Annotated in this window: 17 protein-coding genes; 12 read left to right on the top strand and 5 right to left on the bottom strand. The window is 51.8% G+C overall.

Annotated elements, in window-relative coordinates:
- The 4 genes from ACR0BD_RS01120 (at position 1) to ACR0BD_RS01135 (ending at position 4,932) form a co-directional block, all read left to right on the top strand.
- On the top strand, positions 1-1,299 hold the full coding sequence (locus ACR0BD_RS01120; protein WP_480828409.1) for a DUF4910 domain-containing protein: 1,299 nt from the start codon (positions 1-3) through the stop codon (positions 1,297-1,299).
- A complete protein-coding gene (locus ACR0BD_RS01125; protein ID WP_480828410.1) occupies positions 1,296-1,994 on the top strand; it encodes an SDR family NAD(P)-dependent oxidoreductase in 699 nt (232 codons plus the stop codon). Before ACR0BD_RS01120 ends, ACR0BD_RS01125 begins: the two co-directional genes overlap by 4 nt.
- Before the next feature lie 479 nt (positions 1,995-2,473).
- Complete coding sequence (locus ACR0BD_RS01130; RefSeq protein WP_480828411.1) at positions 2,474-3,583, top strand: NAD-dependent epimerase/dehydratase family protein; 1,110 nt, start codon at positions 2,474-2,476, stop codon at positions 3,581-3,583.
- Positions 3,583-4,932, top strand: coding sequence for a UDP-glucose dehydrogenase family protein (locus tag ACR0BD_RS01135; protein ID WP_480828412.1), 1,350 nt, complete (start codon positions 3,583-3,585; stop codon positions 4,930-4,932). Before ACR0BD_RS01130 ends, ACR0BD_RS01135 begins: the two co-directional genes overlap by 1 nt.
- Before the next feature lie 222 nt (positions 4,933-5,154).
- Here ACR0BD_RS01135 and ACR0BD_RS01140 read toward each other — a convergent pair whose 3' ends face one another.
- The 3 genes from ACR0BD_RS01140 to ACR0BD_RS01150 form a co-directional block, all read right to left on the bottom strand.
- Positions 5,155-6,318, bottom strand: a complete 1,164-nt coding sequence (locus tag ACR0BD_RS01140) for a glycosyltransferase family protein (protein ID WP_480828413.1) — start codon at positions 6,316-6,318, stop codon at positions 5,155-5,157.
- A gap of 113 nt (positions 6,319-6,431) precedes the next feature.
- Positions 6,432-7,346, bottom strand: a complete 915-nt coding sequence (gene rfbF / locus ACR0BD_RS01145; protein WP_480828414.1) for a glucose-1-phosphate cytidylyltransferase — start codon at positions 7,344-7,346, stop codon at positions 6,432-6,434.
- Positions 7,347-7,537: 191 nt separating this feature from the next.
- Entirely contained in the window at positions 7,538-8,854 is a 1,317-nt protein-coding gene (locus ACR0BD_RS01150; protein WP_480828415.1) for an O-antigen ligase family protein, read from the bottom strand.
- A gap of 305 nt (positions 8,855-9,159) precedes the next feature.
- Between ACR0BD_RS01150 and ACR0BD_RS01155 the strand changes: the two genes are divergently transcribed.
- Positions 9,160-10,587, top strand: a complete 1,428-nt coding sequence (locus ACR0BD_RS01155) for an oligosaccharide flippase family protein (protein ID WP_480828416.1) — start codon at positions 9,160-9,162, stop codon at positions 10,585-10,587.
- 159 nt (positions 10,588-10,746) lie between these two features.
- On the opposite strand, the gene ACR0BD_RS01160 is transcribed toward ACR0BD_RS01155, so the two are convergent.
- Positions 10,747-11,163: a hypothetical protein gene (locus tag ACR0BD_RS01160; RefSeq protein ID WP_480828417.1), complete on the bottom strand. Its 417-nt coding sequence runs from the start codon at positions 11,161-11,163 to the stop codon at positions 10,747-10,749.
- 350 nt (positions 11,164-11,513) lie between these two features.
- On the opposite strand from ACR0BD_RS01160, the gene ACR0BD_RS01165 reads away from it, so the two are divergent.
- Together ACR0BD_RS01165 and ACR0BD_RS01170 are read left to right on the top strand one after the other, a co-directional pair.
- Positions 11,514-12,218 carry a sugar transferase gene (locus ACR0BD_RS01165; RefSeq protein ID WP_480828418.1) on the top strand — a complete coding sequence of 235 codons (705 nt, stop codon included), beginning with the start codon at positions 11,514-11,516 and terminating at the stop codon, positions 12,216-12,218.
- Positions 12,219-12,300: 82 nt separating this feature from the next.
- Positions 12,301-13,569: a polysaccharide biosynthesis/export family protein gene (locus ACR0BD_RS01170; protein ID WP_480828419.1), complete on the top strand. Its 1,269-nt coding sequence runs from the start codon at positions 12,301-12,303 to the stop codon at positions 13,567-13,569.
- A 263-nt stretch (positions 13,570-13,832) separates the two neighbouring features.
- Here ACR0BD_RS01170 and ACR0BD_RS01175 read toward each other — a convergent pair whose 3' ends face one another.
- On the bottom strand, positions 13,833-16,067 hold the full coding sequence (locus ACR0BD_RS01175; RefSeq protein ID WP_480828815.1) for an exopolysaccharide transport family protein: 2,235 nt from the start codon (positions 16,065-16,067) through the stop codon (positions 13,833-13,835).
- Positions 16,068-16,333: 266 nt separating this feature from the next.
- On the opposite strand from ACR0BD_RS01175, the gene ACR0BD_RS01180 reads away from it, so the two are divergent.
- The 5 genes from ACR0BD_RS01180 (at position 16,334) to ACR0BD_RS01200 (ending at position 22,803) form a co-directional block, all read left to right on the top strand.
- Complete coding sequence (locus tag ACR0BD_RS01180) at positions 16,334-17,134, top strand: WecB/TagA/CpsF family glycosyltransferase (RefSeq protein ID WP_480828420.1); 801 nt, start codon at positions 16,334-16,336, stop codon at positions 17,132-17,134.
- A 225-nt stretch (positions 17,135-17,359) separates the two neighbouring features.
- Positions 17,360-18,331, top strand: coding sequence for a sulfotransferase family protein (locus ACR0BD_RS01185; protein WP_480828421.1), 972 nt, complete (start codon positions 17,360-17,362; stop codon positions 18,329-18,331).
- Positions 18,321-19,286, top strand: a complete 966-nt coding sequence (locus ACR0BD_RS01190) for a glycosyltransferase family 2 protein (protein WP_480828422.1) — start codon at positions 18,321-18,323, stop codon at positions 19,284-19,286. The genes ACR0BD_RS01185 and ACR0BD_RS01190 overlap by 11 nt, the downstream gene beginning before the upstream one ends.
- Position 19,287: 1 nt before the next feature.
- A complete protein-coding gene (locus ACR0BD_RS01195; protein WP_480828423.1) occupies positions 19,288-20,214 on the top strand; it encodes a glycosyltransferase family 2 protein in 927 nt (308 codons plus the stop codon).
- Positions 20,215-20,361: 147 nt separating this feature from the next.
- Positions 20,362-22,803 (top strand): glycoside hydrolase family 9 protein, encoded by a 2,442-nt coding sequence (locus ACR0BD_RS01200; protein ID WP_480828424.1) that lies wholly within the window; start codon positions 20,362-20,364, stop codon positions 22,801-22,803.
- Positions 22,804-22,916 lie beyond the last annotated feature (113 nt).

A 22,916-nucleotide genomic window follows, 5' to 3' on the forward strand; every position in this document is an offset into this window, starting at 1 on the left:
ATGACTGATACCGGTTCAGAGGCGACGGTCGGGGCTGAACTTCTTACCCAGATTGAGCGCCTCTATCCCATTTGTCGTTCGATCACAGGCCAGGGTGTGCGCGAAACGCTATCTATCATCGGCGAGCGCATTCCACTGACCGTCACCGAAGTACCCACTGGTGAACCCGTGTTGGACTGGCACGTACCCAAGGAATGGACAATTCGCGATGCGTGGGTGGCCGATGCCTCGGGGCGTCGGGTAATCGACTTTCAGAAGCATAACCTGCACGTCGTTGGCTACAGCAGTCCTGTTCGGACCCGAATGCCGTTGTCAGAATTGAAAGCTCATCTGCATTCGGACCCAGAAAACCCTGAATGGATTCCATATCGCACGGGGTACTACGCGAATAACTGGGGGTTTTGTCTGGCGCATCGCGATCTCGAAGCTATGGAAGATGGCGAATACGAGATCGTTGTTGACGCAACGCTTGACGACGGATCGCTTACCTACGCGGAATGCATTATCCCGGGGCGACTGGATGATGAGATATTGCTCACCGCCCACATTTGCCATCCGTCTCTTGCCAACGACAATCTTTCATCAATTGTAATCGCGACAGAGCTTGCAAGACGGCTTTTGGATGGGCCTCAACCAAAGCACACAATCCGTATCTTGTTTATTCCGGCAACAATCGGCGCCATTACTTGGCTCGCGCGGAACCAAGCTGAAGTTGGCCGGATCAAACACGGGTTGGTTTTGGCGAACCTTGGGGATTCAGGCGCGATTCACTATAAGCGAAGCCGACGTGAAAACGCGGAAGTGGACCGGGCTGTCCAATTGGCTATACAAGACCAACCGGGACACCAACTGTTAGACTTTGAGCCATACGGTTACGATGAAAGACAGTTTTGTTCGCCCGGCTTCAACCTACCGGTAGGGTGCTTCTCGCGCACGCCCTATGCGCGTTTCCCGGAATACCATACTTCGGCAGACAATCCTGATTTTATTCGCCCAGAGGCCCTTGAAGATTCGCTGTCTCGACTTGAATCCGTGATAAGCATTCTTGAGCGGAACGGTACATATGTGAACCTCAGCCCGAAGGGTGAGCCTATGCTGGGCCGACGCGGGTTGTACGAGGCGATCGGGGGCAAGTCAGACTCTAAGCAGCGTCAATTGGCGATGCTTTGGGTTCTCAATTACTCGGACGGTGCGCATAGTCTGATTGACATCGCAGAGCGGTCTCAACTTGGCTTCGACCTTGTCGCGCAAGCTGCTGAAACACTATTGAAGCATGATTTGCTTGCGGTTGCGTCATGAGCCTATTGCGGTTTCAGGGGCAAGTCGCCCTCGTCACCGGTGCAAGTGGTGGTATCGGAGGCGCCATTGCGGCCGCGTTATCCTCCGAAGGTGCCGAAGTTCATGCCGTGTCGCGGCGTGAAAACTCGGATGGCGCGTTGACGTGGCATCAGGTCGATCTTTCGGACCGAGACGCGCTTGAAAAGGCGGTACAGCAGTTCGTTTCTAAATTTGGTGCGCTTGATATTCTTGTTCATGCAGCTGGTGATTTTTCTACCGGAACAGCCGCGGAAACCGCTGTGACCGATCTTGACCACATGTGGAATACAAATGCGAGGGCTCCATGGCGTCTGACACAGGCGCTCACACCCGCTTTGACTGCAAAACAAGGCTCGGTCGTCTTTATCAATTCATCTATCTGGGACAACGCCCGAGGTGGAATGGGAGGGTATGCGGCAAGCAAATACGCCTTAAAGGCCATCGCTGACGCATTCAGAGATGAATTAAACCCCGATGGTGTACGTGTGCTGAGCGTTTTCCCCGGCCGAACGGCCAGCGCAATGCAAGAGGGAATGTTCGCGCAAGAGGGCCGAGCTTATAAACCAGAGCTTTTGCTTCAACCCGAAGATGTCGCCCAATCCGTGCTGCAATCTCTTGCCGCTGCGCGAACTGCCGAAACGACAGACATACATATTCGACCGGCAAAGAAGTTCTGAGTCAGTCGATCGATAATAAAAGACTGCGCAAGGGCGTTTATCGTTTGCGGACAATTTCGCTAGATTTGAGATATTGTTCAGTATGCCAATTCAGTTGTGTTTGAAAAATGACGCGACTTTATGCTTGTTCCTTCAGCGTGAGGGGCCCAATCGAGGTCAAACCTCTTTTTGGAAAAGCTGCGACAAGAGAATCCTTTATACCAACGGGTGTTCCGGCTTAATGTGCAAATAACGCTCCGGTCACGTTTTTGGACTTTGATGGCGTGGCGGACTTTTTTGTTACGGGGGCAGGTCATTATCCAGACCGACCCATGTTTGAATACAAATGTTAAATAGTGTCTCGGTTAAATGAAAATGAGTCCTGTCAGCAATTGCCACGAAGGTCCTTTGGCCGTTTTCAGCCAAGCTGTATTCAAACGGCTTTCTGACAAAAACTGCTCATTTGTAAATGGTTCCCACAAGTTAAAGAGAATAGCCTCGTGAAAACTGCTCAAGACGTTGTCGCCGCCGATCTGGATTATATCGCCCGCAAGCTTGGACCTGAGTTCGAATCCATGTCAGGGCGTTCTCTTCTGATTATCGGAGGAGCTGGATTTTTAGGATATTACCTTGTTCAATCCGTGCTGCATTGGAACCAGATTTCCGGTAAGAACCCAATCCGTCTGACAGTGTTTGACAATTACATTCGCGGTGTCCCGGACTGGCTGAAAGCTATTGAAAGGGATGCCAACCTATCCCTTGTGACGCATGACATAACCGACCCGCTACCGGACGATATGGGTGATTTTGACTATATCATCCACGCAGCATCGATCGCGTCTCCGATTTACTATCGTCAGTACCCGTTACAGACGATGGACGCCAATGTCGGCGGCTTGCGATACATGCTTGAATATGCGCTTTCGCAGGCAGAGAAGGGCAAACCGATAAAGGGATTTTTGTTCTACTCGACTTCCGAAATCTATGGCGACCCCACGCCCGAGAACATCCCGACGCCGGAAACCTATCGTGGCAACGTATCGTGCACCGGTCCGCGGGCCTGTTATGATGAATCCAAACGTTATGGCGAAACGCTGTGCGTGGTGTTTGCTCAGCAGCACGATCTACCGATTACGATTGCCCGCCCGTTCAACAATTACGGACCCGGTCTAAAAATCACGGACCGTCGCGTATTGCCCGATTTCGCACGCGATATCTTTGCCGGCCGGGATATCGTCATGCTGAGCGACGGTGCACCCACGCGAACCTTTTGCTACGTCGCAGACGCTGTTTGTGGCTACTACAAGATCATGCTGAACGGAAAACCGGGCGAAGCCTACAATATCGGCATAGAAGATCCCGAGATTTCGATGGCGAACCTTGCAGAGCGCGTGACCCAGATCGCGCGGGATGAATTTGGTTATACGGGTAAGGCCGTTTTCCAGGTTTCCGAAGATAAGGATTATCTGGTCGACAATCCAAACCGTAGGTGCCCGATCATTACCAAGGCACGCACGGAAATTGGCTACGACCCCGAAATCGGTGTCGACGAAGGACTGCGGCGTGCGTTGATCTGGTACAGCGGCAATCTGGATGCGGAGGACAAATAATGCGGGTCTCGGTTATCGGAACAGGGTATGTGGGCTTGGTGTCAGGTGCCTGCCTTGCTGGAAAGGGTCACGACGTTGTATGTGTCGACACCGTTCAGGCGAAGATTGACCAGATTAATTCCTGCTCGCCCCCAATCCACGAAGATGGACTTGAGGATTTGCTACGCGAAACCGTTGGCAAAACATTGCGGGGAACGACCGATTTACGTCAAGCGGTGTTGGACTCTGATATTTCTCTGATTGCTGTCGGTACGCCTTTTGACGGCAATGAGATTGACTTGAAATACATTCGCGAGGTTTCGCGCCAAATCGGTGAGGTGCTTCGAGACAAGGACACGTATCACGTGGTTGTCGTCAAAAGCACAGTGGTGCCCGGAACGACGGATACAGTCGTTACACCCATTCTCGAGGAAGCATCGGGGAAGAAAGCTGGGCAGGATTTCGGCACCGGCATGAACCCGGAGTTCTTGAAAGAAGGCGAAGCGATTGTGGATTTTATGTATCCGGATCGTATCGTGATCGGTGGCAACGACGACCGGGCAATTTCTGTGATGGATGAGCTTTACGCTGTTTTCCCGGACGTTGACATTGTGCGTACAAATCCGGCGACGGCCGAGATGATAAAATATACCGCCAATTCCTTACTCGCGACATTGATTTCGTTTTCGAATGAAATTGGAAATCTGTGTGCCAAGGTGGGCGTTGATGTCGTCGAGGCGATGGAGGGTATGCATCTCGACAAGCGGTTCACGCCGATATTGCCAGAAAGCGCTGGCCGTGTCTGGCCGGGTTTCATCACCTATCTTGCCGCAGGATGCGGTTTTGGAGGCAGCTGCTTTCCCAAAGACGTCAAAGCGCTAATTGCCTACGGCGAAAATGCTGGTGCACCCATGCCTTTGCTCAATGCCGTGATCCAAACCAATAACAAGCAACCCCACCAGATGATGGACCGACTGAAATCGCACCTTCCTGACCTCAGCGGTCGGCGAATTGCGGTTCTGGGCGTCGCATTCAAACCCGGAACTGATGATATCCGCGAAAGTCCGGCTTTGACCATAATACGCAGCTTGTTGGATGCCGGTGCAGACGTGGTGGCTTATGACCCAATTGCACGTCACGAAGCCGAAGCTTTGTTTGGAGATTCCATTACCTACGAAGACGATCTGGATACCGCGTTGATAGGGGCTGAGGCCGTTATGATCGTCACCCGTTGGGCGGAGTTTACAGGACTTCCGGACCTCGTTGCAAAGCTTGATCCTCAGCCGCTTGTCATTGATGGGCGTCGAATGATCCCCAAAGACAGCGTGGAAAACTATGAAGGGATCGGGCTGCAGTCCTCGCTCGCATAAGAGCCTTTAAGTGATCCTTCGCAGAGCGTAGATTCACGGCGATAGTTCCTTCTCAGGCAACAATCAGTTTCCGCGAGAATGGTGGACACAATTTTGCCACAATGTCATTCTCGTGACGTGGGCGGCTTGTTGATTTTCAGCATTTTTTGTTTTCAAGCTGATCGTGTAATGGTTACCGAGTACAACCGGCCGCCCCACGAAATTCATCCTAGTTGGATTAATCTACGCTGACGCCGAAGCGACTTTTGCGCTTGCGTCATCATCAAGTTCCAAAGTCCGGGATATGTCAGCAAGACGCTGGCGGCGTTTAATCATGCCTTCGGGTTCGGATAGGTTCAGATGATCCAGCACATCTGCCCATCGATGCATCCAATCGTGTTTGCGCAGTGAATGGGACAGATTTACCCGACGCATACGATCCTGTTCGGCTGAGTTATCTAGCAAGGCCAGCATTCGGTCGAGTGCTTCATCCGTATCCTCTGGCAGTCTGAAGACCGCCTCAGGCCACTCAAAATACCGATAGTAGTCCTCGGTCTCGGGGGCATACCCGACTTGAGCGGCGCCTCCGGCGATGCCTTCTATATGTCTCGGACCCCAGGCGACATGGCCTGTCTGTTGGTCCTTGTGCCCAAGCTTGGCGATATCCACCACGAACAATTTGGAATGTTGGACAATGCTGGCCAACAGATCACGGTGCACCACGTGTTGTGCCGTGACAGGCGGTTTGGTGGCAGAATCATACAGGTAGAACCCACCACGATCTTTGATGGCAGTTAGTAGCTTGTCGTGTAACTCTGGTCGTCTTCGCCCCATTGAATAGACGTCGATGGGTCGTTCGACTTCCAAAGAAGTTGGAGAAAACCGAACCATGTCGGCGGCGGCTGGCAATTGAATAACGGGCTTTCCAGTTAACCGGCGAAGGGTTTCGCAAGTATCTGCAAAGGCACAAGTGATCAGATCGAATTGGGACAATGACTGGATAAGTGGTCGGTAGAGTTCGATATCAGTGGCCCAGACCTCTTCCAGAACACAAACGGCGGTTCCGCAGCGTTCTCGCCAGTTTGGGACCGCATCCAGCAACAGCAGTTCCTGTGGTTTCTGCGCATTGCAGACCACAAGGTCATAATCCTGGTTCAGAATAGTCTTTGGAGTGCCCGAGGGCCAATGGCGAAACAGATCAGTGCGCTTGGCCAGCCACCTTTTTGGGTTAATCGGTAGCCTGGGTTCCTTCGTGCGCGAGGGCGTTACAATTTCTGCGTCTTCGAGTTCGGCGACAACGTCTTCGAACTCGTAGCCCGAGCAGCGTGAAATATTTGTGTTCAGTTTGCGCTGAGAAAAAATCAGAACCTTTCGCGCTGGTGACGCAGAAAAAGCGGGACTGGTCAAACCATCACTCCTTTAACAACAAACTGACCCTTAGGGTTCACCCCCCCAGGGGGTCACATCGCTTATATTGGGGTCCGAGGGGTTTGGTGCGCGGCAGGCGCGCACCATTGACGTTAAAGCGATTTGTAACGGACCCAATCACCCGGGTGTCCGCCCCGACCAATTCCCTGGCGGTGTCTGTCACCGTTTGGTCCCGAGACATCGCCTTGCGAGCCATTATTCCCTTCCCAGGTCGCCCAAGGGCGGTTCCCACTTTTCCACATTTCCTCAAGACGACGTTTGTCTGCCAGATGGTCCATGCAGTACCAAAAACCCGAATGGCGATATGCCATCAGTTCACCAAGCTCCATAAGCTTGGGTAGGGGGCCTTCCTCCCACATGATCTCATCGCCGTTAACGCTTGCGACGGCGTCAAAGACTTCAGGCTCAAGCACGAAAAACCCGCCGTTGATCCAGTCTACAGCCGTTTCGGGTTTCTCCATGAAGCCTTCCACCAGACCGTCTTCGCGGACCTGTAGGTGGCCAAATGTTGTCAACGGGCGCACCATTGTGATCGTCGCCAGTTTTCCATGCGATTTATGAAAGGCAAGCAGCGCGTCCAGATCAACATTAGAAACGCCGTCCCCGTAGGTCAGCATGAAGGTTTCATTGCCAAGGTAGGGTTGCAACCGAGCAAGACGGCCTCCGGTCATCGTATCGGCGCCAGTGTCGATCAAATCCACGGTCCACGGAGGCATCTGGGCGTCTAAGGCACTGTTGTGATAGTCGGGTTCGCCGAACAATTCGCGCTTGGCAAAGTCAATGCGCAGATTCCCATCATGTTGGCACAAATCTGAAATGTACTGTTTGATCAGGTCGCCCATGTAGCCAAGGGCCAGTACAAAGTCATGATGCCCATAGGTCGAGTAATGCTGCATGATATGCCACAAGATCGGCCGATTGGCGATTTCAACCAGCGGCTTTGGGCGAATACGGGTTTCTTCGATCAGGCGAGACCCCTTGCCGCCTGCAAATATTGCTGTCTTCAATTAGGCCTCCCCAAAGGACTCTGAGATCTGAAAAAGACTCGAATTTTCAATAATCAAAGTCGACTACACTTGGGTGTCAGCTGTCAATCTTTCTGCACGTGCTAAGTCCGCAGATTCTCGTAGTATTCGGAAACAAAAGGGGCAAAACACCAAAATATGAACCTTATCGGAAACGATTTGTTCATCCGGTCTTAGCGCGGTGCAAAGTAGTTTGCTCTTTTTCCGGCGCGCAGAGTCTTGGCAATGAGATTCAGTTTGGTGGAATACGCTATGAAAAACACCCAAGTTGCTGATTGCCTATCAAGGATGAAGCTTTCGGTGATGTTCGCCAGCAAAAACATTATGCACAATGCAAACGCCAGTACGATTTCGTCGCGATGTTGGATGAAACGAATGCTGAAAAATATCGAATGAAAAAAACGGATTACTGCCAAAATAAACAAAGATACACCGACGAAACCCACGTTCAAAAAGGTCTCGATCAACCCGTTATGAGAATAAAAGGGCTCATAGGCCAACTTGCCTTTTCCGGAGTACGCAATCAGATGTGGAGCGTCATCAAACCAGTAGGCCGAGTATCCCCAGCCGAGCCAGAAACGCTCCATCACAAAGGGCCAGGCAAGTTCCCACAATGGTATTCTGCCCGACAGGGTTGGCTTGCGCCCAATGAGGGCAAATAGTGGTTCGGCGAGCGGTGAAGCAAGAATGAAAGCAGTTATTCCAACTAGAAGAACTGTAAACAAAATGAACGAAATAGCCCAAATTGTTTCTCTTTTTGGCGCAACTCTGCTGGCAAAATAAGCAAGCATCATGATCACAGCTACCACCTGCGACGTCCGTGATTCCGATGCAACAAGCAAAAACAGCGCCAAAACGGTCAAGCATATGAAAAAGGTTTTCAGCTTCCCGGCCACCTGTTTGGTCGCGTAAGTGCAGGTTAACATGGCTGCGGCAGCCGCTGCACCCAAACCGTTTTTGTGCTTGTAGATTCCATTCCAGGTGTCGCCCCAAGGTGGGATTCCGCGCGCCTGAGGTAGCGTTATGACCGCGGCCAATGCCAGTACCATGCACAAGCCGAAAAACACCGCAATAAACAGCATCAGCCCGCGTAAAGATAACATGCTTCCCAGTGCAATTCCAAAGAGGGACATCACAACAAGAGGCACAGCACGCTCAACAGTCTCAGCGGGAAAAATGCTCCAATTCACTGTTATAGCAGCAAAAATTACCAGAAGAACAATTTCGGGCGATGCGATCGCTCCACGTAAGAGGTGCCGATGGTAGAGTAAAGTGATGCCTAACAGGGGAATTAGGATGAATACCTGTATCTTGTTGGCAATCGAGTTCTGCCAGAGAACAATAGAAAGAAAACCTGTACCGATAATAATCAAGATCACCAGGCATATCATCAGGACCAACTGGTGAAGCGATGCCCCGGCACCCGGAGCTTGTGATATGTTGCGGCTGGCCACAGTCATAATGGTGTCTGGCAATCCAACGGATTTCATTCAAGGCAGTCAAATTTGCTGAAAAATCTCAGCACTGACAGGATAAGCGTACAAACCGAAATATGAGTTGTCTATTGCTGCCAATGATCAGAACTGTGCGACTAGCCCATCGCTGAAGCATATATTTTTGGATCTCCGCTCAATAGCGCTCTGCATAATCCAGCAGAAAGTTGACAGGTTATTCCGGGGATTCCATGTTTGCCGGGATCTACGCGCACTTTGTTTTTCCGAGTCTTGTTTACGCCCGTCCACGGCAGTTAGGTTTTTATGAGTTTTTGTCGAACGACCACAGAGCGCGTGTTGCGATGACATGGTTCTTTGTTCCCAGAATACTGTCGGCATTTTTTGCGGTTGCTATTCTTGTGATCATCACACGGGTGCTGGGTCCCGCTGATTTTGCCCGCTACAACTTGACGCTGTTGCTGGGGACAATTCTGTTTTCCTTCACTTTTCTCTGGCTTGTCATTGCGATCAGCCGATTTCATCACGCAAAAGAATTCGAGGGTCAAACCATTGCGATGACCTTGGGTGCAGGCGCGTTTTTAGCCGTCGGTGTTCTTGTGCTGTCCGGTATTATATCGCTAATCCTGCCAGGATCTTGGGTAGATGGCGTGTTTTATGCTGCGATCTTTTGCATCAGCCATGCCATGCATGAGGTCGGTACCACTTGCTTGCGACAATATCACGAAGGGCCGAAATTCGCGGCTGTGACGTTATTGCGCCACGCGCTGGGCGTCGCCTTGGCCATCGGGTTTGTACTTAGTGGGGGCGGCTACAAAAGTGCCGTCGTCGGGATGTCATTGGGAGCCGCGATAACAGGCGCTTATGCATTGGTGATCGCGTGGCGGCGATCCGGTATCGCGCTTCCAAAGCTTTCCGCCATTAAAACGTATCTTTGGTTTGGCTTTCCGCTGGCCGTTGTTGCATCTGGTTCCACGTTTTTTGCAATGTCATCGCAATCGCTCTTGGCGGCTTTGGCTGGGCTTGAGGTTGCGGGTTACTTTGCGGCGGCACAAGCTTTGGCAACGCGGACGCTGGGCCTGCCTATGAGCACCATTTTTCGTGTTGTGGCTCCATCGGTTTTCGAGGCGCAGGAAAAGGGCGGAACGGCTGCGTCGGACGATGTTTTGACGCGCTACTTTTCGTTTCTCATATTGATCTCGATGCCAATTGCCGCCGCTTTGGTTTGTGCACCGCACGTGTTTGCCGATTTGTTGTTTGAACCGGATTTTGTGGAAAAGTCGGCGGGCTATTTGCGTATTCTGTCGTTGGCGTCCTTTATCTTTGGCCTTCAGGGCTCGTACATCAGTTTCGCATTCACCCGTTCAAAAAAGACCGCTCTGCAGTTGGGTATCACTTTTTGTACTTTGGTTGGGCATGTGCTGCTTTCTGCCGCAATAATCCACTTGTTCGGCGCGCGAGGAGCTGCAATTGCGTTCGCGATTAGCGCTGTCTTGAGCTTTTTGGCCTATTTCTATATCGGTCGCCGTTTCGACCCCATCAACGTTCCAAAAGACGAAGTATACAAAGCGATTGCGGGAGTTCTGGCCTTTGCACCATTCGGAATATGGGCAAATATGTCCTCGGGGGTATTGCTTCAGTTCTTTTTGCTGACGGTGGCCGCAATAGCCATGTTTGCAGCTTTGGTTGCCGTTAGGCAGGCCGCAGCTCTGGTTGTCTTTGCCAAGATCAAGCGTTGGTGCTTGCCCGGCGGATTTCCCACATCTGAATAACTATTTCTTAACAGATTGTTAACTGAGGTCGGTTAGAGTGGTCCAATCCAAGTGGCATTAATTCGCCGAAAGGCGGCAGCTTTCGCAGAATTTACCCATCAGACGTATCGTGGTTTCGCGAATATGATGATACGATGACACAAAGCTCAAAATGATGTGTCAAAGCATAACAACTGGGCCGTTCCGTACTAGATTGTTCGGTGCTTGCCCCAAAAAGCACACATTCTGAGTTGAAGGTAGGCAGACGCAAAACAGATGCAGCGAACCAAGAGCAAGAGCTAAGAGCAAAATGGTAGCCGTATATTTACTGTCGGGTCCTTTGATTGCCGCAATGTGCTTTGTGGCCTTCATCTTGTCTGGCACCGGAATTGGATCAGCTGCAGTTTCTAGTATCTTGATCGGTTGTTTTACGCCGGTTTTGATTTCGGGTCTGCATTTTGCGTTCAATTTAAAGTTGCGCGATAAAGTCACCCGAAAACTACCAATCAAAACGGAAAACTCGTCAGGCCGAAATGCTTGAGTAATGCGGTGACGGCTTTTGATTGGCTTGGCTGGCTTATAGTTGACAAACGCCATTCGACTGAACGAGATCACAATAACCTGAGCCTAAAAGATGACTATTTTTTAGGCTTTAACGGTTATGTGTTGAGAAAGTTATCAACAAAAAAGTTGTTTCGGAATGCCATAAGTGCGATCATCTTGTGGGGCTAAAATTCTGACCGCGATCTTTTGGTGAGTCGGAACCAAATAAATGGGTGGGTAGGCGCAAACTAATGCGCGAAACCCCGAGTCTATTGAGCGGATAGTAGTTGAACGTCGGTGCTTTGCCTTTTCTTAGGTTTGGGTGCCGTGCGGATGTGTTGCGCGGCGTCGAATGTCCGTGAGTGCAATTATTGTCCGATGTGTTAGTTTTTTTGGGGGTTACCATGAACCAAATTCGAGGTTCTTTCCAATTAGAAGAAGCAGAAATTTATCAACATAATCAAGTATCTGTAAATAATGACGACGAAATTAATAGCTTAAAAAGTTTTTACGCTGTGAAAGGCAAGCGCCTGCTCGATATCGTTTTGGTTTTGATTGGCGCACCATTTGTGTTGCCATTCATGCTGGTGATTGCCGTGATGATCAAACTGGATGGTGGATCTGTGATCTATCGCCAAAAGCGCATTGGCCGCGGGGGGCAGGAGTTCGATTTCCTCAAATTCCGCTCGATGGTTCCGAATGCTGATCAGCTACTTTGGAAACATTTAAGTGAAAATCCAGCCGCTGCTTCCGAATGGGAAACAAAGCAGAAGTTGGACGACGATCCGCGGGTCACAGGATTCGGCCGTTTTATTCGCGCGACCTCTTTGGATGAGTTGCCGCAACTGTGGAATGTTTTGGTCGGTGACATGAGCCTGGTTGGCCCGCGCCCAATGATGCCAGAACAACAGGATTTGTACCCTGGACGCGAATACAATCTGATGAAACCGGGCATCACTGGCCTGTGGCAGGTGTCTGAGCGCAACGAAGTGGAATTCTCGCATCGCGCGATTTTCGACAGCGACTATGCCCACAAGATCAGTTTGTGGTTTGACCTGAAAATTCTGTTCCGAACCATCGGAGCGGTATGCAATGGAACCGGCTGCTGAAGTCAGTCCTTTTTGATTTTTTTGGTAAAGTGATGTCCTGAAAATGTACGTCAAAACAAAACACGCGACTCCATCGGCGAAAATGCGAACTTCTCGCTTCGCTGCGACCTTAACTACATGTGCGGCTCTGGCCTTTGGTTCGTTTTTTGCAACTTCTGCGGCTGCTGATTTCGATCTGGAGCCTGGTGATGAAATTACCGTGTCATTCACAGGCCTTGAGGACTTGTCCTTTGATGCAAGGGTCGACGCACATGGTGATGTAAATCTGAAATGGCTCGGACAATTTGGTGCGCAGGGCAAATCTTCGGAGGAGTTGGAACAGCTCGTCAGACTGGATGCTGCGGGTAAGATTGTAAAACAATACGATCAAAACGGAGAGATCTACATCATCCAATTGGATGGGGATGAGATTGAGATCGTAAGAAACGGGTATCGGCCCATCATTATTGGTGGCGATGTAGCCCGTACCGGACAAGTCGAGTTCCGGGTTGCCATCACCGCGCGTGAGGCCGTGGCTTTGGCAGGTGGCGTCCGAAGCCGTTTGCTAACGGACGATATCATGATTGACCCGATCCAGTTGGCGAGATGGCAGACCTTGTACGGTCAGGCGGCTTTGCAGCACGCCGAAAGCGTTGTGACGTCTTGGCGTGTGTCGTCTGAGCTGTCGCAGGATATGAACTTAGCACCTCCGGCAGAGTCCTCCGTGCAGGTTGCTTCGAAGGTTCTGAAGGAATTCCTGGCGGAGCAGATCAAGATCAGAAACATCAATCAGGAGAACGAAAAAGGCGAGCGTGAATTCTTCGTAAATGCACAGAAGCAAGCGGCTGAGCGAATCCGGATTCTTGAAAAGCAAAAGTCCGAGCTCGCCAAGGCACTGGAAGCCGACGAGGAAGAAGAAGCTCGCGTTGTAAGTCTGGTTGAGAAAGGACTGGCCCCAGGGTCACGTCTGGCGGACACTCGCCGCACAACGGTGCTTTCGGCGACACGTCTTCTGGATGTCGAAGAAGACTTAGCCGGCACCAGCCTGATCTTGACCCGCCTCAAAAGGGATCAGGAGCAGTATGAGCAAGAGCGGTCTTTGCGTTTGTTGCAGGAGCGTCGTACTGCTAGTCTGGCCGGTCGTGACGCGCGACATCAGATGGATACAATCTCAAAGTATCTGGCAGGTGCGTCCGAAGAAATTGGGACCGAAAACCTGATCGCCGACATTGATTACACCGTGACGGTGTACCGGATGGTTGACGGGCAGCTGAAATCCTTGACCGTGGACAAGCTGACCCAGCTTTTGCCCGGAGATAGTCTGGAAATTACAGTTACCGAACTTGGATCAGAGGCTCCGTTGACGGAGTAAACGGGTATTGGCCGGGGCTGGGATCCGGCCAAACCACGCTTGAACCTGCTCGGGCAAATGTTACCCAGCGCTTTAGGCACGTGTCTTCGCCGCAAATTACAGGTCATTATGTCGATGAAAGGTTCGATAGTGACCAACGTTTCCTACAGACACAGAAACCCTATTTAACTGAGCCTATTCCCTAAGAAAGACTCAGATCCAAAGTCGAGATGTGACGAGCACTCGTATCTAATCCTTAAGCCCGTACACCAACATCAAGCGTCTTAGCCTAAAATCGGGTCGCCGAATTGCTTTACGCGTCTCATATCGACGCGTGTTGCGACCAATGCGGAGGGTCGCACGCCCGCGTTTTCAAGCTCTCGCATGGCTTGAAGCACCGAATTCCGATGGGTTTTGTTCCAACGCGTAAACAGAATGACGCGCTGTGAAATCTGCGACAAGTATGCCGACTCGACGGCCCGTAGAAGTGGTGGCGTATCCAAAAGGACAACTTCGTAAGAATCAGCCAAAGAATACAGAAGGTTAAGGAAGGCTGGTGAGCACAGGAATTCTTCCACCGCTTTGACCTGACTGGCGTTCTTCTGAGTGCCGACCAATGGCAGGATGTCCAGACCGTCTTGTGGCGTGCCTACAATATAGTCCTGAAAAGACTCCGGTTGAGATGCTGCGTATTTCAACGACTCAACTGTTATTTGAGACAAGTCGCGGTATGTGGATGTCACTGTATCGCAGTCGATGATAAGCGTTCTGTATCCAGCCTGTGCACAAACTGCGCCTATCAAAAGCAACGACGAAGATTTCCCCTCATCCGGCAGAGCCGTTGCGCCCGAGAAAATCATGCAGCCGTTTTCTGATACCTTCTGGTTGGTCTTACTGTCTAAGCTCTTTGAGAAAAACTCTGCGGCTTCGGAGGTCGTCAGTTCGCCTTCCTGACGCAAAGTCCGTAGTCCGATATCGCTGCTCGCTAACAGCTTGCGCCCATAGTGCAACAGCTCTGAATCCAACTTCCCATTCTTGGTGAAAAACGTTTCAAACGGAGCACCTCTTTTGACTTCCGGAACGATTGCGGACAGTTTTACGCCGGTCGTGCTTTCAAGTTCATACGTCGTCCTCAGGCGCTTCTGAACCAACTCGCGAATTACCGTGAACGCAAGCCCCAGGAATATGCCGGCCATCAAGACGGCAATAGCAGATTGGGCGCGTTTGGGTTGAGAGGGGTCCACCGATACCCGGGCCTTTTCGATAATGTGCGCTCCAGCATCGAGGTAGTCACCCTGTTCAGCTCTTCTGCCAAGTTGCGAAACGAAGTCACGGTATATCGCTTCTGCCACCAGGATTTCATTTTCAATCCGTTTCGTGACCGAGTCGTGCTGTACTTGTTTGACCTGTTGGTCTTTGAAGGACGTGATGCTCTGATTTAGTGCGGTAAGTTGGCCATTGAGAATGTCGATCCGGCGTTCCGCTGACACCATTACATCATCCAACGCTGTCACATCAGTTTCAGGACCTGCAGGTGTGCCGGTGTTTTGTGGTAAAACACCAGACTGAACGGCAAATTCGACTGCTTCATCAATTTTGTCTTCACCCATTAGTACACGGATGGTGTTCACCTGTTCTTCGAGACCTGACAGCTCGTCGGTCACCAGTTCAGCGCGCTTTTCTGCTTTGATCCGCTGGGCCTTGATCGTGGCATACTCATCCGGCGAGTATGGCGTTTCGATCGAATGTGCTTCGAGTTCAGCACTGAGTGCGTTCAAGTCCTCGCGGATTTGGCCGATCCGGGTGGTCAACCACTGTTGCGACTGAACAAGGTCGTCACGCTTCATCTTGGTTAAAAGCGTGAGGTATTCGTCTGCAAGACTATTGGCAATCAAAGCTGCCTTTTGAGGTGACTCAGACGACACACGGATTTGATAAACGGCCGACAGATCGCCAATCTGATCGATGTTTCTGGACTTGAGCAGATTCTCGATCGTTGTTTCGCGCAGCAGTTCATCCGCAGATTGCCCTGTTTCCACACTCGCGGTTTCGGGATCTTCACCGACCAGCGATTCAATGATTAAGTTTTTCAGCTTTCGGACTGCCGCCATAGGCGAAAGCGAAAAGCTTTCACTTTCACCGGAAAACTCCGGGTCGGACTGCAGATCAAGCCGATCCACGACGGTCTCCACCAAATCCGCAGACTGCAGCAGTACAAGCTCACTTTCCAGCGATGTCAGGGACAGTGGCAGGCCGGACACCTGCGGAGTAAAGTCCGTGTTGGTTTGCACGCGCGTCTCAATCATGACCTTCGCGCTGGAGGTGAACCTTGGGGTTGAGGTGTATGTTAAAACGTACGCAGCAACCGCTGCCATGAAACTGAAGAAAACGACCCACAAAAAGGATCGCCTGATCGCCCAGGCAATATTCGAGAGTAACCGCAGCTCTGGGTCGCCGGCTGAAGTAATCCCAATTCCTGAAAGTTCTGCGTCTAAACTTCTACGATACTGGTCAGTCATCACTCAAAAACAAAAGTAAACAGGTATGACAGAAACATAGGCCGTGCGGGCCCCATTCAACAGAGAAATCTGCAATTGCATCAACAATGGGCTAAGATCTACCATATTGATGTTAAAAACTAGGTCAGTGGGGGCTGGTACGCTTAAACTTGAGTTAATTTGCCCTTAAACCGGGCTTCAGGGCCTTTAGTGATAGTAAGAATCACCCAGCCTGATACCCTTTGATTATACCCGGTTGTTACATTGGTTTTTTGGGATGAGTTACGATGAATGAGATTATCAAGATGCGTGTTCCGCATATCTTGGTCGGGGGAATGCCGGTCGCCGTTGCAAGCGATGATGAGCTTACATCGGCAATGGTTGAGGATGCTGAAAATCGCAAAAACGGCAAACTGGGACGGGCCCTGACTGTTTTTTCGTCCAATGCACATGCCATTTCCGCTTACGCGACCGATGCAGAATTCACAAAAGTCATGGACTCGGCCGATATCGTACATGCAGACGGGCAAATCGTAGTCTGGGCCTCAAAATTGTCCTACGGGCAATCCAGTATCCCTGAGCGGACTGCGACGACGGATTTCATCCACTCGGCGGCCAAGGTGGCGGTCAAGAACGGTTTGAGCTTTTACCTTTTGGGCGGCGTAGAAGACATTAACCGTAACTGCACTGAAAAGTTGAAAGAGATGTACCCCGGGCTTGAAATCGTAGGGCGACGCAACGGCTATTTCGAGGAATCGGAAGTGGATGCAATCGTTGATGATATCAATGCCAGTGGCGCCGACATTCTTTGGGTCGGTCTAGGTAAGCCTAAGGAACAGTATTTCGCGGCACGCATTGCGCCTAAACTGACAAAGTGCGCTTGGGTTGTGACATGCGGCGGGTGTTATCACTACATTGTTGGAGACTATGCGCGTGCACCCATGTGGATGCAAAAAATGGGGTTGGAATGGTTGCATCGTATCGCAACCGGCCCGCGGTACTTAATCAAGAGATACGTGCACACTCTTCCGCACGCACTTAGTCTTGTATTGCGGAAAGACATACCACGGCGCTTTGGGCGGCGTTAGAGTTCCGCGCGCATCGTTGTTTTGGGGTTGCGAGCGTTAAGGGCAGGTGCGTTTTGCTTGTCCGTTTGATGAGTTGGAAGGTGAGTAAAATTGATTGATGTTGTAGACTGTTTTTGCATCCGGTCTGAGTATTTGGGCCGGTTCCGGAGTCAAGCCAAAGATCTTGGGTTCGCTTTTGAACCGCAGGCGTGGTCAAAAGGCGTTGCTGGAAGAAAAGGATAACCAATGGGTGTATCCAAAACTGTCCGGACAATCGGCGACTTGCGGCTGAATCAAATCATGCGAATGGTCAGACGACTACTCGGCGCACGTTTCTTAGACGAGGACGACTTTCTACCGGCAATCTCGCCGGAACAGGGGCTGCACTTGGCCAATCTGGCAAGTCGGGCGCAAGGCGGCATCAAAACACCGATACTGGTTTTGGGAGTCATGCCACGGTCCGGAACGAACTATGTGCATGACCTAGTATCGATGCACCCGGATGTGGCGGCGGATCCTGGGCGTTTGTACGAGTTTCCTCTTTTGCACGCAGCCGACGAAGCTGCCGCTTTCACACGCGACTTCCTGAGATACTTTCCCAGAAACGAAGAGGTTTTGGGCAAGTATGACGTTCTTGCAATGCTGGCGGGGACATGGTTCCGTGAGCTTCAGGATCAGGCCGAAAATAAACATATCCTCTTAAAATGCCCCCATGTTCAGGACCTAACCCTTGCTCGGTATATCTTTCCGCAGACTAAGATCATTCTGTGTCTGCGCGATGGGCGTGATGTGGTCGACTCTTCGCTGAACACGTTTTCGAGGTACTCACTCTCCAGAAAGACCTTTCGCCAATTGGCGGATGAATGGCGGTTGGGCACCGAGGCCATTATGACCTTTTCTGAAGGCGGCCCTAATCAGAACGAAGACACATTGATCGTCCGATACGAGGATATCCTTTCTGACACGCATGGATACGCCAAAAGGATGCTTGATCATATTGGGTTGACGACAGGCAGCTTCCCTTGGGACGAGATCGACAACATGCCGGTGCGGGGGTCTTCACGGTCGAAAGCGACAGATCAGGACCGCTGGCGACCTGAGGAAAAATCGTCTGACTTCAACCCGGTAAAACGCTGGGCATCTTGGCCTGATGCCCGCAAGGCGAAGTTCGATAAATGGGCAGGACCCGCGTTGGAGCAGGCTGGTTATGAACGCTGAAGTAGATAACCGGCCGCCCCTGCATGTGGCGATCTGCATCGCGACTTATCGACGGCCCTATGGCTTGAAGACACTGATCGAAAGCCTGAACGCCCAAAACCTAACTGACCGGGACGTTCGGATTACGTTGGTGATCGCCGACAATGCACCCGAAGAAACCGCGCAGTCCAAGCTCGGCGATATACAGGACCTAACGGATTGGCCTGTAATTTATGTCGTTGAAAGCACGCGAGGTATTGTGTCAGCCCGCAACCGTACTCTTGCCGAAGCTCCGTTGGATGCTGACTACATCGCTTTTCTGGATGATGATGAGTTTGCGTCCCGAAACTGGCTGGCGCAGTTGCTTGACACGGTCACGCAGCCCGGAACGATTGCAGCGCAAGGTGCGGTCGAACCAAAATACAGGCAATCCCCACCTGATTGGGTCGAGGCCTTGAACCTCTTTCGGATGGGGCCTTATGAACAAGGGGTCGAGTTGCCATCTGCCGCAACAAATAACTCGATTGCCGATGCGTCGATAATCAGAAAAAACAATCTTAGGTTCGATCCGCGTTTCAATATCACCGGTGGCGAGGACGAAGAGTTCTTTTCCAGAATGCGCCAAACGGGGGGTACGATCCGTGCTGCCGCCGACGCGTTGGTTTGGGATGATGTCCCTGAGAACAGAACCACGATGCGCTGGTTGGGCCGCCGCTGGTTCCGAAAGGGCAATACGTTGGGGCGTATTGCGCTGATCCGGCGCAACGGGGTCGCAATGCGCTTTGTCAAAGGCGTGGGCGCGATCGGCTGGGGCTGCGTAGTGTGCCTGTGTCTTGGTTTTGGGTCGAAACCGAAACTGTACCGAGGCTTGCTTGAAATCTACCGTGGGGCTGGAATGCTGGCAGCTATGGCCCATGTAACCTTCTCTGAATACAGCACGTCGGCGGTCGAAGTTGATCGTGTAGGGGGTCGCTGACATGGAGCAAAAAGCGCCCGCGTTTTCAATCATTGTCCCCGCACGCAACATGGAACGCTTTATCGCTGAAACGCTGGACAGCGTCGAACGGCAAACCTTCGAAGATTACGAGGTCTTGTGTATTGACGATGGCTCGACAGATTCCACGCGCGCTATTCTGGATTCATTCGCCAAGCGTGATGAGCGGTTTATTCCGGTGACCGGGCTCGCCAAAGGTGTAAGTGCTGCGCGCAATCTGGGACTGAGCCTCGCTCATGGTACTTTTGTGTTGTTTTTGGATGCGGACGATCTTTTGCATCCGGAAGCATTGCACCGCTACGCCAAAGCACTGTCTGAGCCGGACGCGGTAGGTGCCGTTGCTGGGGTTCAGCGGATCAATGTTCAAGGCGAGAACCTGCGGGGTGCAGATAACCGCGCGCTTGTTCCAGAACAGGATCAACTCGCCGCGCTGTTGAAGAAGAACTTTGTCATCAACGGTGGAGCTTTGGCGCTTCGAGCCGCAGTTGCCCGACAATCCGGTGGATATGACGAAGGTTTAACAAATGGTGAGGATTGGGAGTTCTGGTGCCGTGTTGCTTTGAACGGCCAGTTCACAGTGGTCGAAGGTGCCCCGCTTTTGTACTATCGTCAGGTCGCAAGTGGTGCCAATTTCAAGACACGCGGGTCGTCTTTTGCCCGCCGTGTACCCAGTATAGAAAAAATCGCCACGAACCCGCGCATGCAGGAAAAATTCGGATCCCGCCTGCGGCTTTTGTTAAGAGCCAAAAAAATTGATACATTCTGGTCCGGCGTTAGAAATCAGTATCAGTACGGGCGCAAACCGGTCGCGATGTTCGAAGGCCTGTGTGGGATGTTTATGTATCCTGATAGCCTGTTTCGCCCAAAATTGATTATGCGCTTTGTTCGCAGTTTGGACAGAAGGGTGTAACATCCAGTCACACGCGACGAAACGTGTGTCTAGTTTCATGATGGGGAAACACGTCTAATGGCTCTGTCGCGACGAATATTTTTGTTGCAGAGCACGGCTTTAGCCGTGTCTTTACCGTTTTCTGCGAGTCCGGCTTTTGCCGAAGATTTGGGTGACACTGATGAAGTGTTGGTAGGGTTTATCGGACCCAATACTGTTCAACTCACCTTGACAGACACACAGTTGATTGCGCCTGAAACGGTACAAGTGCGTTCACAAGACCGTGTATCCTGGTCCCCGGATCCGACGGACAGTTTCGGATCTTCCGGGAAACTGAATGGGCGGCAGGGGAATTTCTCTGGTAACGAGAATCTGAATGCGCCGCAGCTATTCACCTCGTGGGCCGAAGTCAAAAAAGGCACCCGCAGGGGCGGGTTTCGCGTCGGAAAACAACCGCACCAGAAATACGCGCTGGCGGATCAACCCGACCAGTGGGACATCCTTGTCGATGGGCAAGCTGTCGGAGTTGTTGCGCTCTATCGTAAGTCGTCTCCGGTTTTGACCATGACGGTCGCTTCGCGCAGATGGGAAAGCACGAAACGGCATTGCGTCACACTCGAATTGGATCGTGAAATTCCTGACGGTGCCGTTGTTCGTGTCGCGGGACCTTCGGTAGCAGCATTCGAGCACCGCAAGGCTGAAAACATATTCAGTGAGGCAATCCATGTTTGCCATGCCGGTTACCCTCTGATCGGCCCCAAAAAAGCATATGTCGGAAGTTGGTGGGGGCACGACCACCTGGGCCAGGCTGGTAGTACAGACGCGATATTGTCCCCGGAAACCCAGTGGCGTCTGGTTTCGGCTAAGGACGACGCCATCGTCAGAACCGGACGTCTGGCGCTTGCCAAACCTTCTGCCGAGCCGCATCTGAAGGACGTAAACTTCAACGGATGCGATATATATGAGGCCGATTTTTCGGACCTCGATTTAGCTGGTGACTACCATCTGCAGGTCGAAGGCTTGGGGGTGTCTTTCCCCTTTGAGGTTTCGCTGTCTCCCTATGATCATGTCTTGCGTCTCGCTGCGCGGTGGTACTTTCACCAACGCTCGGGCTGCGAGATTGCCGAGCCTTACGGTGAAGGAATTACACGACCACGAAATGGTCATCCAGATGATGGCCTGACGGTGTGGCAAACCGACATAAAGCTGGGTGAAACGCGGGAAGGATACGGCAAGGGCTCTGTTTTCAAAATGCTCGAGGAATACGCGTCGCAAGTCGAAGCCGTTGGCCCCCCCATGACGGCCAATCCGGATGCTTGGGGTGGATGGCATGATGCAGGGGATTGGGATCGGCGCATTCAACATATGGATGCCGTCTATTGCATGGCGGACATCGTTGAGACATTCGAACACTGCCGCGCGCTTAACCTGAACCTGCCCGAAAGTGGTAAGCCCTTTGCGCATCCCGATGTAAAGGCCCGCAAAAACGATGGTGATCTGGGGGACGGCGAAACCGTACTGCCAGACTTGATTCACGAAGCGCTTTGGGGCGCATCCGTCTGGCGTCGCACGCAGCATGCCGACGGCGGGATCATCGGCGGCGTCGAATATTCCAATAGCGGAATTCTTGGTTCGGTTTCATGGAACCCCGTGCAGACCACATACGCCTATGCTCCGGAAGATTGGGCCGCCTACCGGTTCGCCTGTGGTGCCGCAAAACTGGGACATGTGATCAAGCATGTCTGTGGGGATACGGTACTAGGGGACGCGATCATAGCTGAGGCTGTCAGCGCATGGTCATGGGCAGATCAGCAATACATACCCCTCGCCGAAGGTACCGAGGAAAACCCTACACCTTCTGTTGATCATATTCTGGAAGCCCGAGTCACATCGGCGGCCGCAGTCTACCGCGCCAGTGGTCATGAAGCTGCGCGGGCTGCTTTCGAAGACTATAACCCTTTTGAACCCAAGGCCGAAAACATCGCGGTGATGGTGCGAAAAGGTGTGCTGCCGAATGTTTATCTGGAATACGTCCGCGCCGAAGAAGAAGGTCGACCGGTAGATATCAAGGTTGTTCGGGCTATCCAGGGCTGGGTAAAATACCGAGCGCTGGAAGTGCAGCGCATGGGTCAGGACTTTGGTCTGCATAATACAAACAATTATGTTTGGGGCCGGGGGTGGATGCGTTTTGGGCCGGGCTCAAACTGGCGTGCTGGCAGATTGGCAATGCACTACGCCTCTACAGGTGAGATGAAGCCTGCCATGTTGAACATGGGGATTGAGGGGATGTGGTTCGGTTTGGGTTGTAACCCGTCGAACGTAAGTTTCGTTCAGGGGATAGGCCCGCGTGATTTCGCTGATCCACTGATGACCGACAGGCGCGGTACGGCCACCATCCCAGGTCAAATTAGCTTTGGCGTTGCCGGCGGTATGATGGAAGAATGGGCACTGCGTAAAATCGGCAGTGCCATTTACCCTGCTGATCAGGCGCAATGGCCCATCTACAATCAGATTTTTGAAAGCCGGAGCGTTGTGGTAACTGCCGAACACGGCATGAAATCAAATGCGATGGAATGGCTGGTGGCCTGCGCGTTCTCCACGTTCCGGTAGTGTGAATTTGGATTGCGAAATTTCATTCCAAACAAGAGCAAAGTCGCCCAAGTATTCACAAAACTGTCGGAAGTCTTTCACCTTACAGTGTTGTTGGCTATGTGTAGCTGACT

Source organism: Ruegeria sp. G5, assembly GCF_056533365.1.

What these genes read in the sequence shown, in the direction of transcription:
- ACR0BD_RS01120 (WP_480828409.1), top strand. Translation starts at nt 1, where the DNA reads ATGACTGATACCGGTTCAGAGGCGACGGTCGGGGCTGAACTTCTTACC.
- ACR0BD_RS01125 (WP_480828410.1), top strand. Translation starts at nt 1,296, where the DNA reads ATGAGCCTATTGCGGTTTCAGGGGCAAGTCGCCCTCGTCACCGGTGCA.
- ACR0BD_RS01135 (WP_480828412.1), top strand. Translation starts at nt 3,583, where the DNA reads ATGCGGGTCTCGGTTATCGGAACAGGGTATGTGGGCTTGGTGTCAGGT.
- ACR0BD_RS01150 (WP_480828415.1), bottom strand. Translation starts at nt 8,854, where the DNA reads ATGAAATCCGTTGGATTGCCAGACACCATTATGACTGTGGCCAGCCGC.
- ACR0BD_RS01155 (WP_480828416.1), top strand. Translation starts at nt 9,160, where the DNA reads ATGACATGGTTCTTTGTTCCCAGAATACTGTCGGCATTTTTTGCGGTT.
- ACR0BD_RS01160 (WP_480828417.1), bottom strand. Translation starts at nt 11,163, where the DNA reads ATGGCGTTTGTCAACTATAAGCCAGCCAAGCCAATCAAAAGCCGTCAC.
- ACR0BD_RS01165 (WP_480828418.1), top strand. Translation starts at nt 11,514, where the DNA reads ATGAACCAAATTCGAGGTTCTTTCCAATTAGAAGAAGCAGAAATTTAT.
- ACR0BD_RS01170 (WP_480828419.1), top strand. Translation starts at nt 12,301, where the DNA reads ATGCGAACTTCTCGCTTCGCTGCGACCTTAACTACATGTGCGGCTCTG.
- ACR0BD_RS01175 (WP_480828815.1), bottom strand. Translation starts at nt 16,067, where the DNA reads ATGACTGACCAGTATCGTAGAAGTTTAGACGCAGAACTTTCAGGAATT.
- ACR0BD_RS01180 (WP_480828420.1), top strand. Translation starts at nt 16,334, where the DNA reads ATGAATGAGATTATCAAGATGCGTGTTCCGCATATCTTGGTCGGGGGA.
- ACR0BD_RS01185 (WP_480828421.1), top strand. Translation starts at nt 17,360, where the DNA reads ATGGGTGTATCCAAAACTGTCCGGACAATCGGCGACTTGCGGCTGAAT.
- ACR0BD_RS01190 (WP_480828422.1), top strand. Translation starts at nt 18,321, where the DNA reads ATGAACGCTGAAGTAGATAACCGGCCGCCCCTGCATGTGGCGATCTGC.
- ACR0BD_RS01195 (WP_480828423.1), top strand. Translation starts at nt 19,288, where the DNA reads ATGGAGCAAAAAGCGCCCGCGTTTTCAATCATTGTCCCCGCACGCAAC.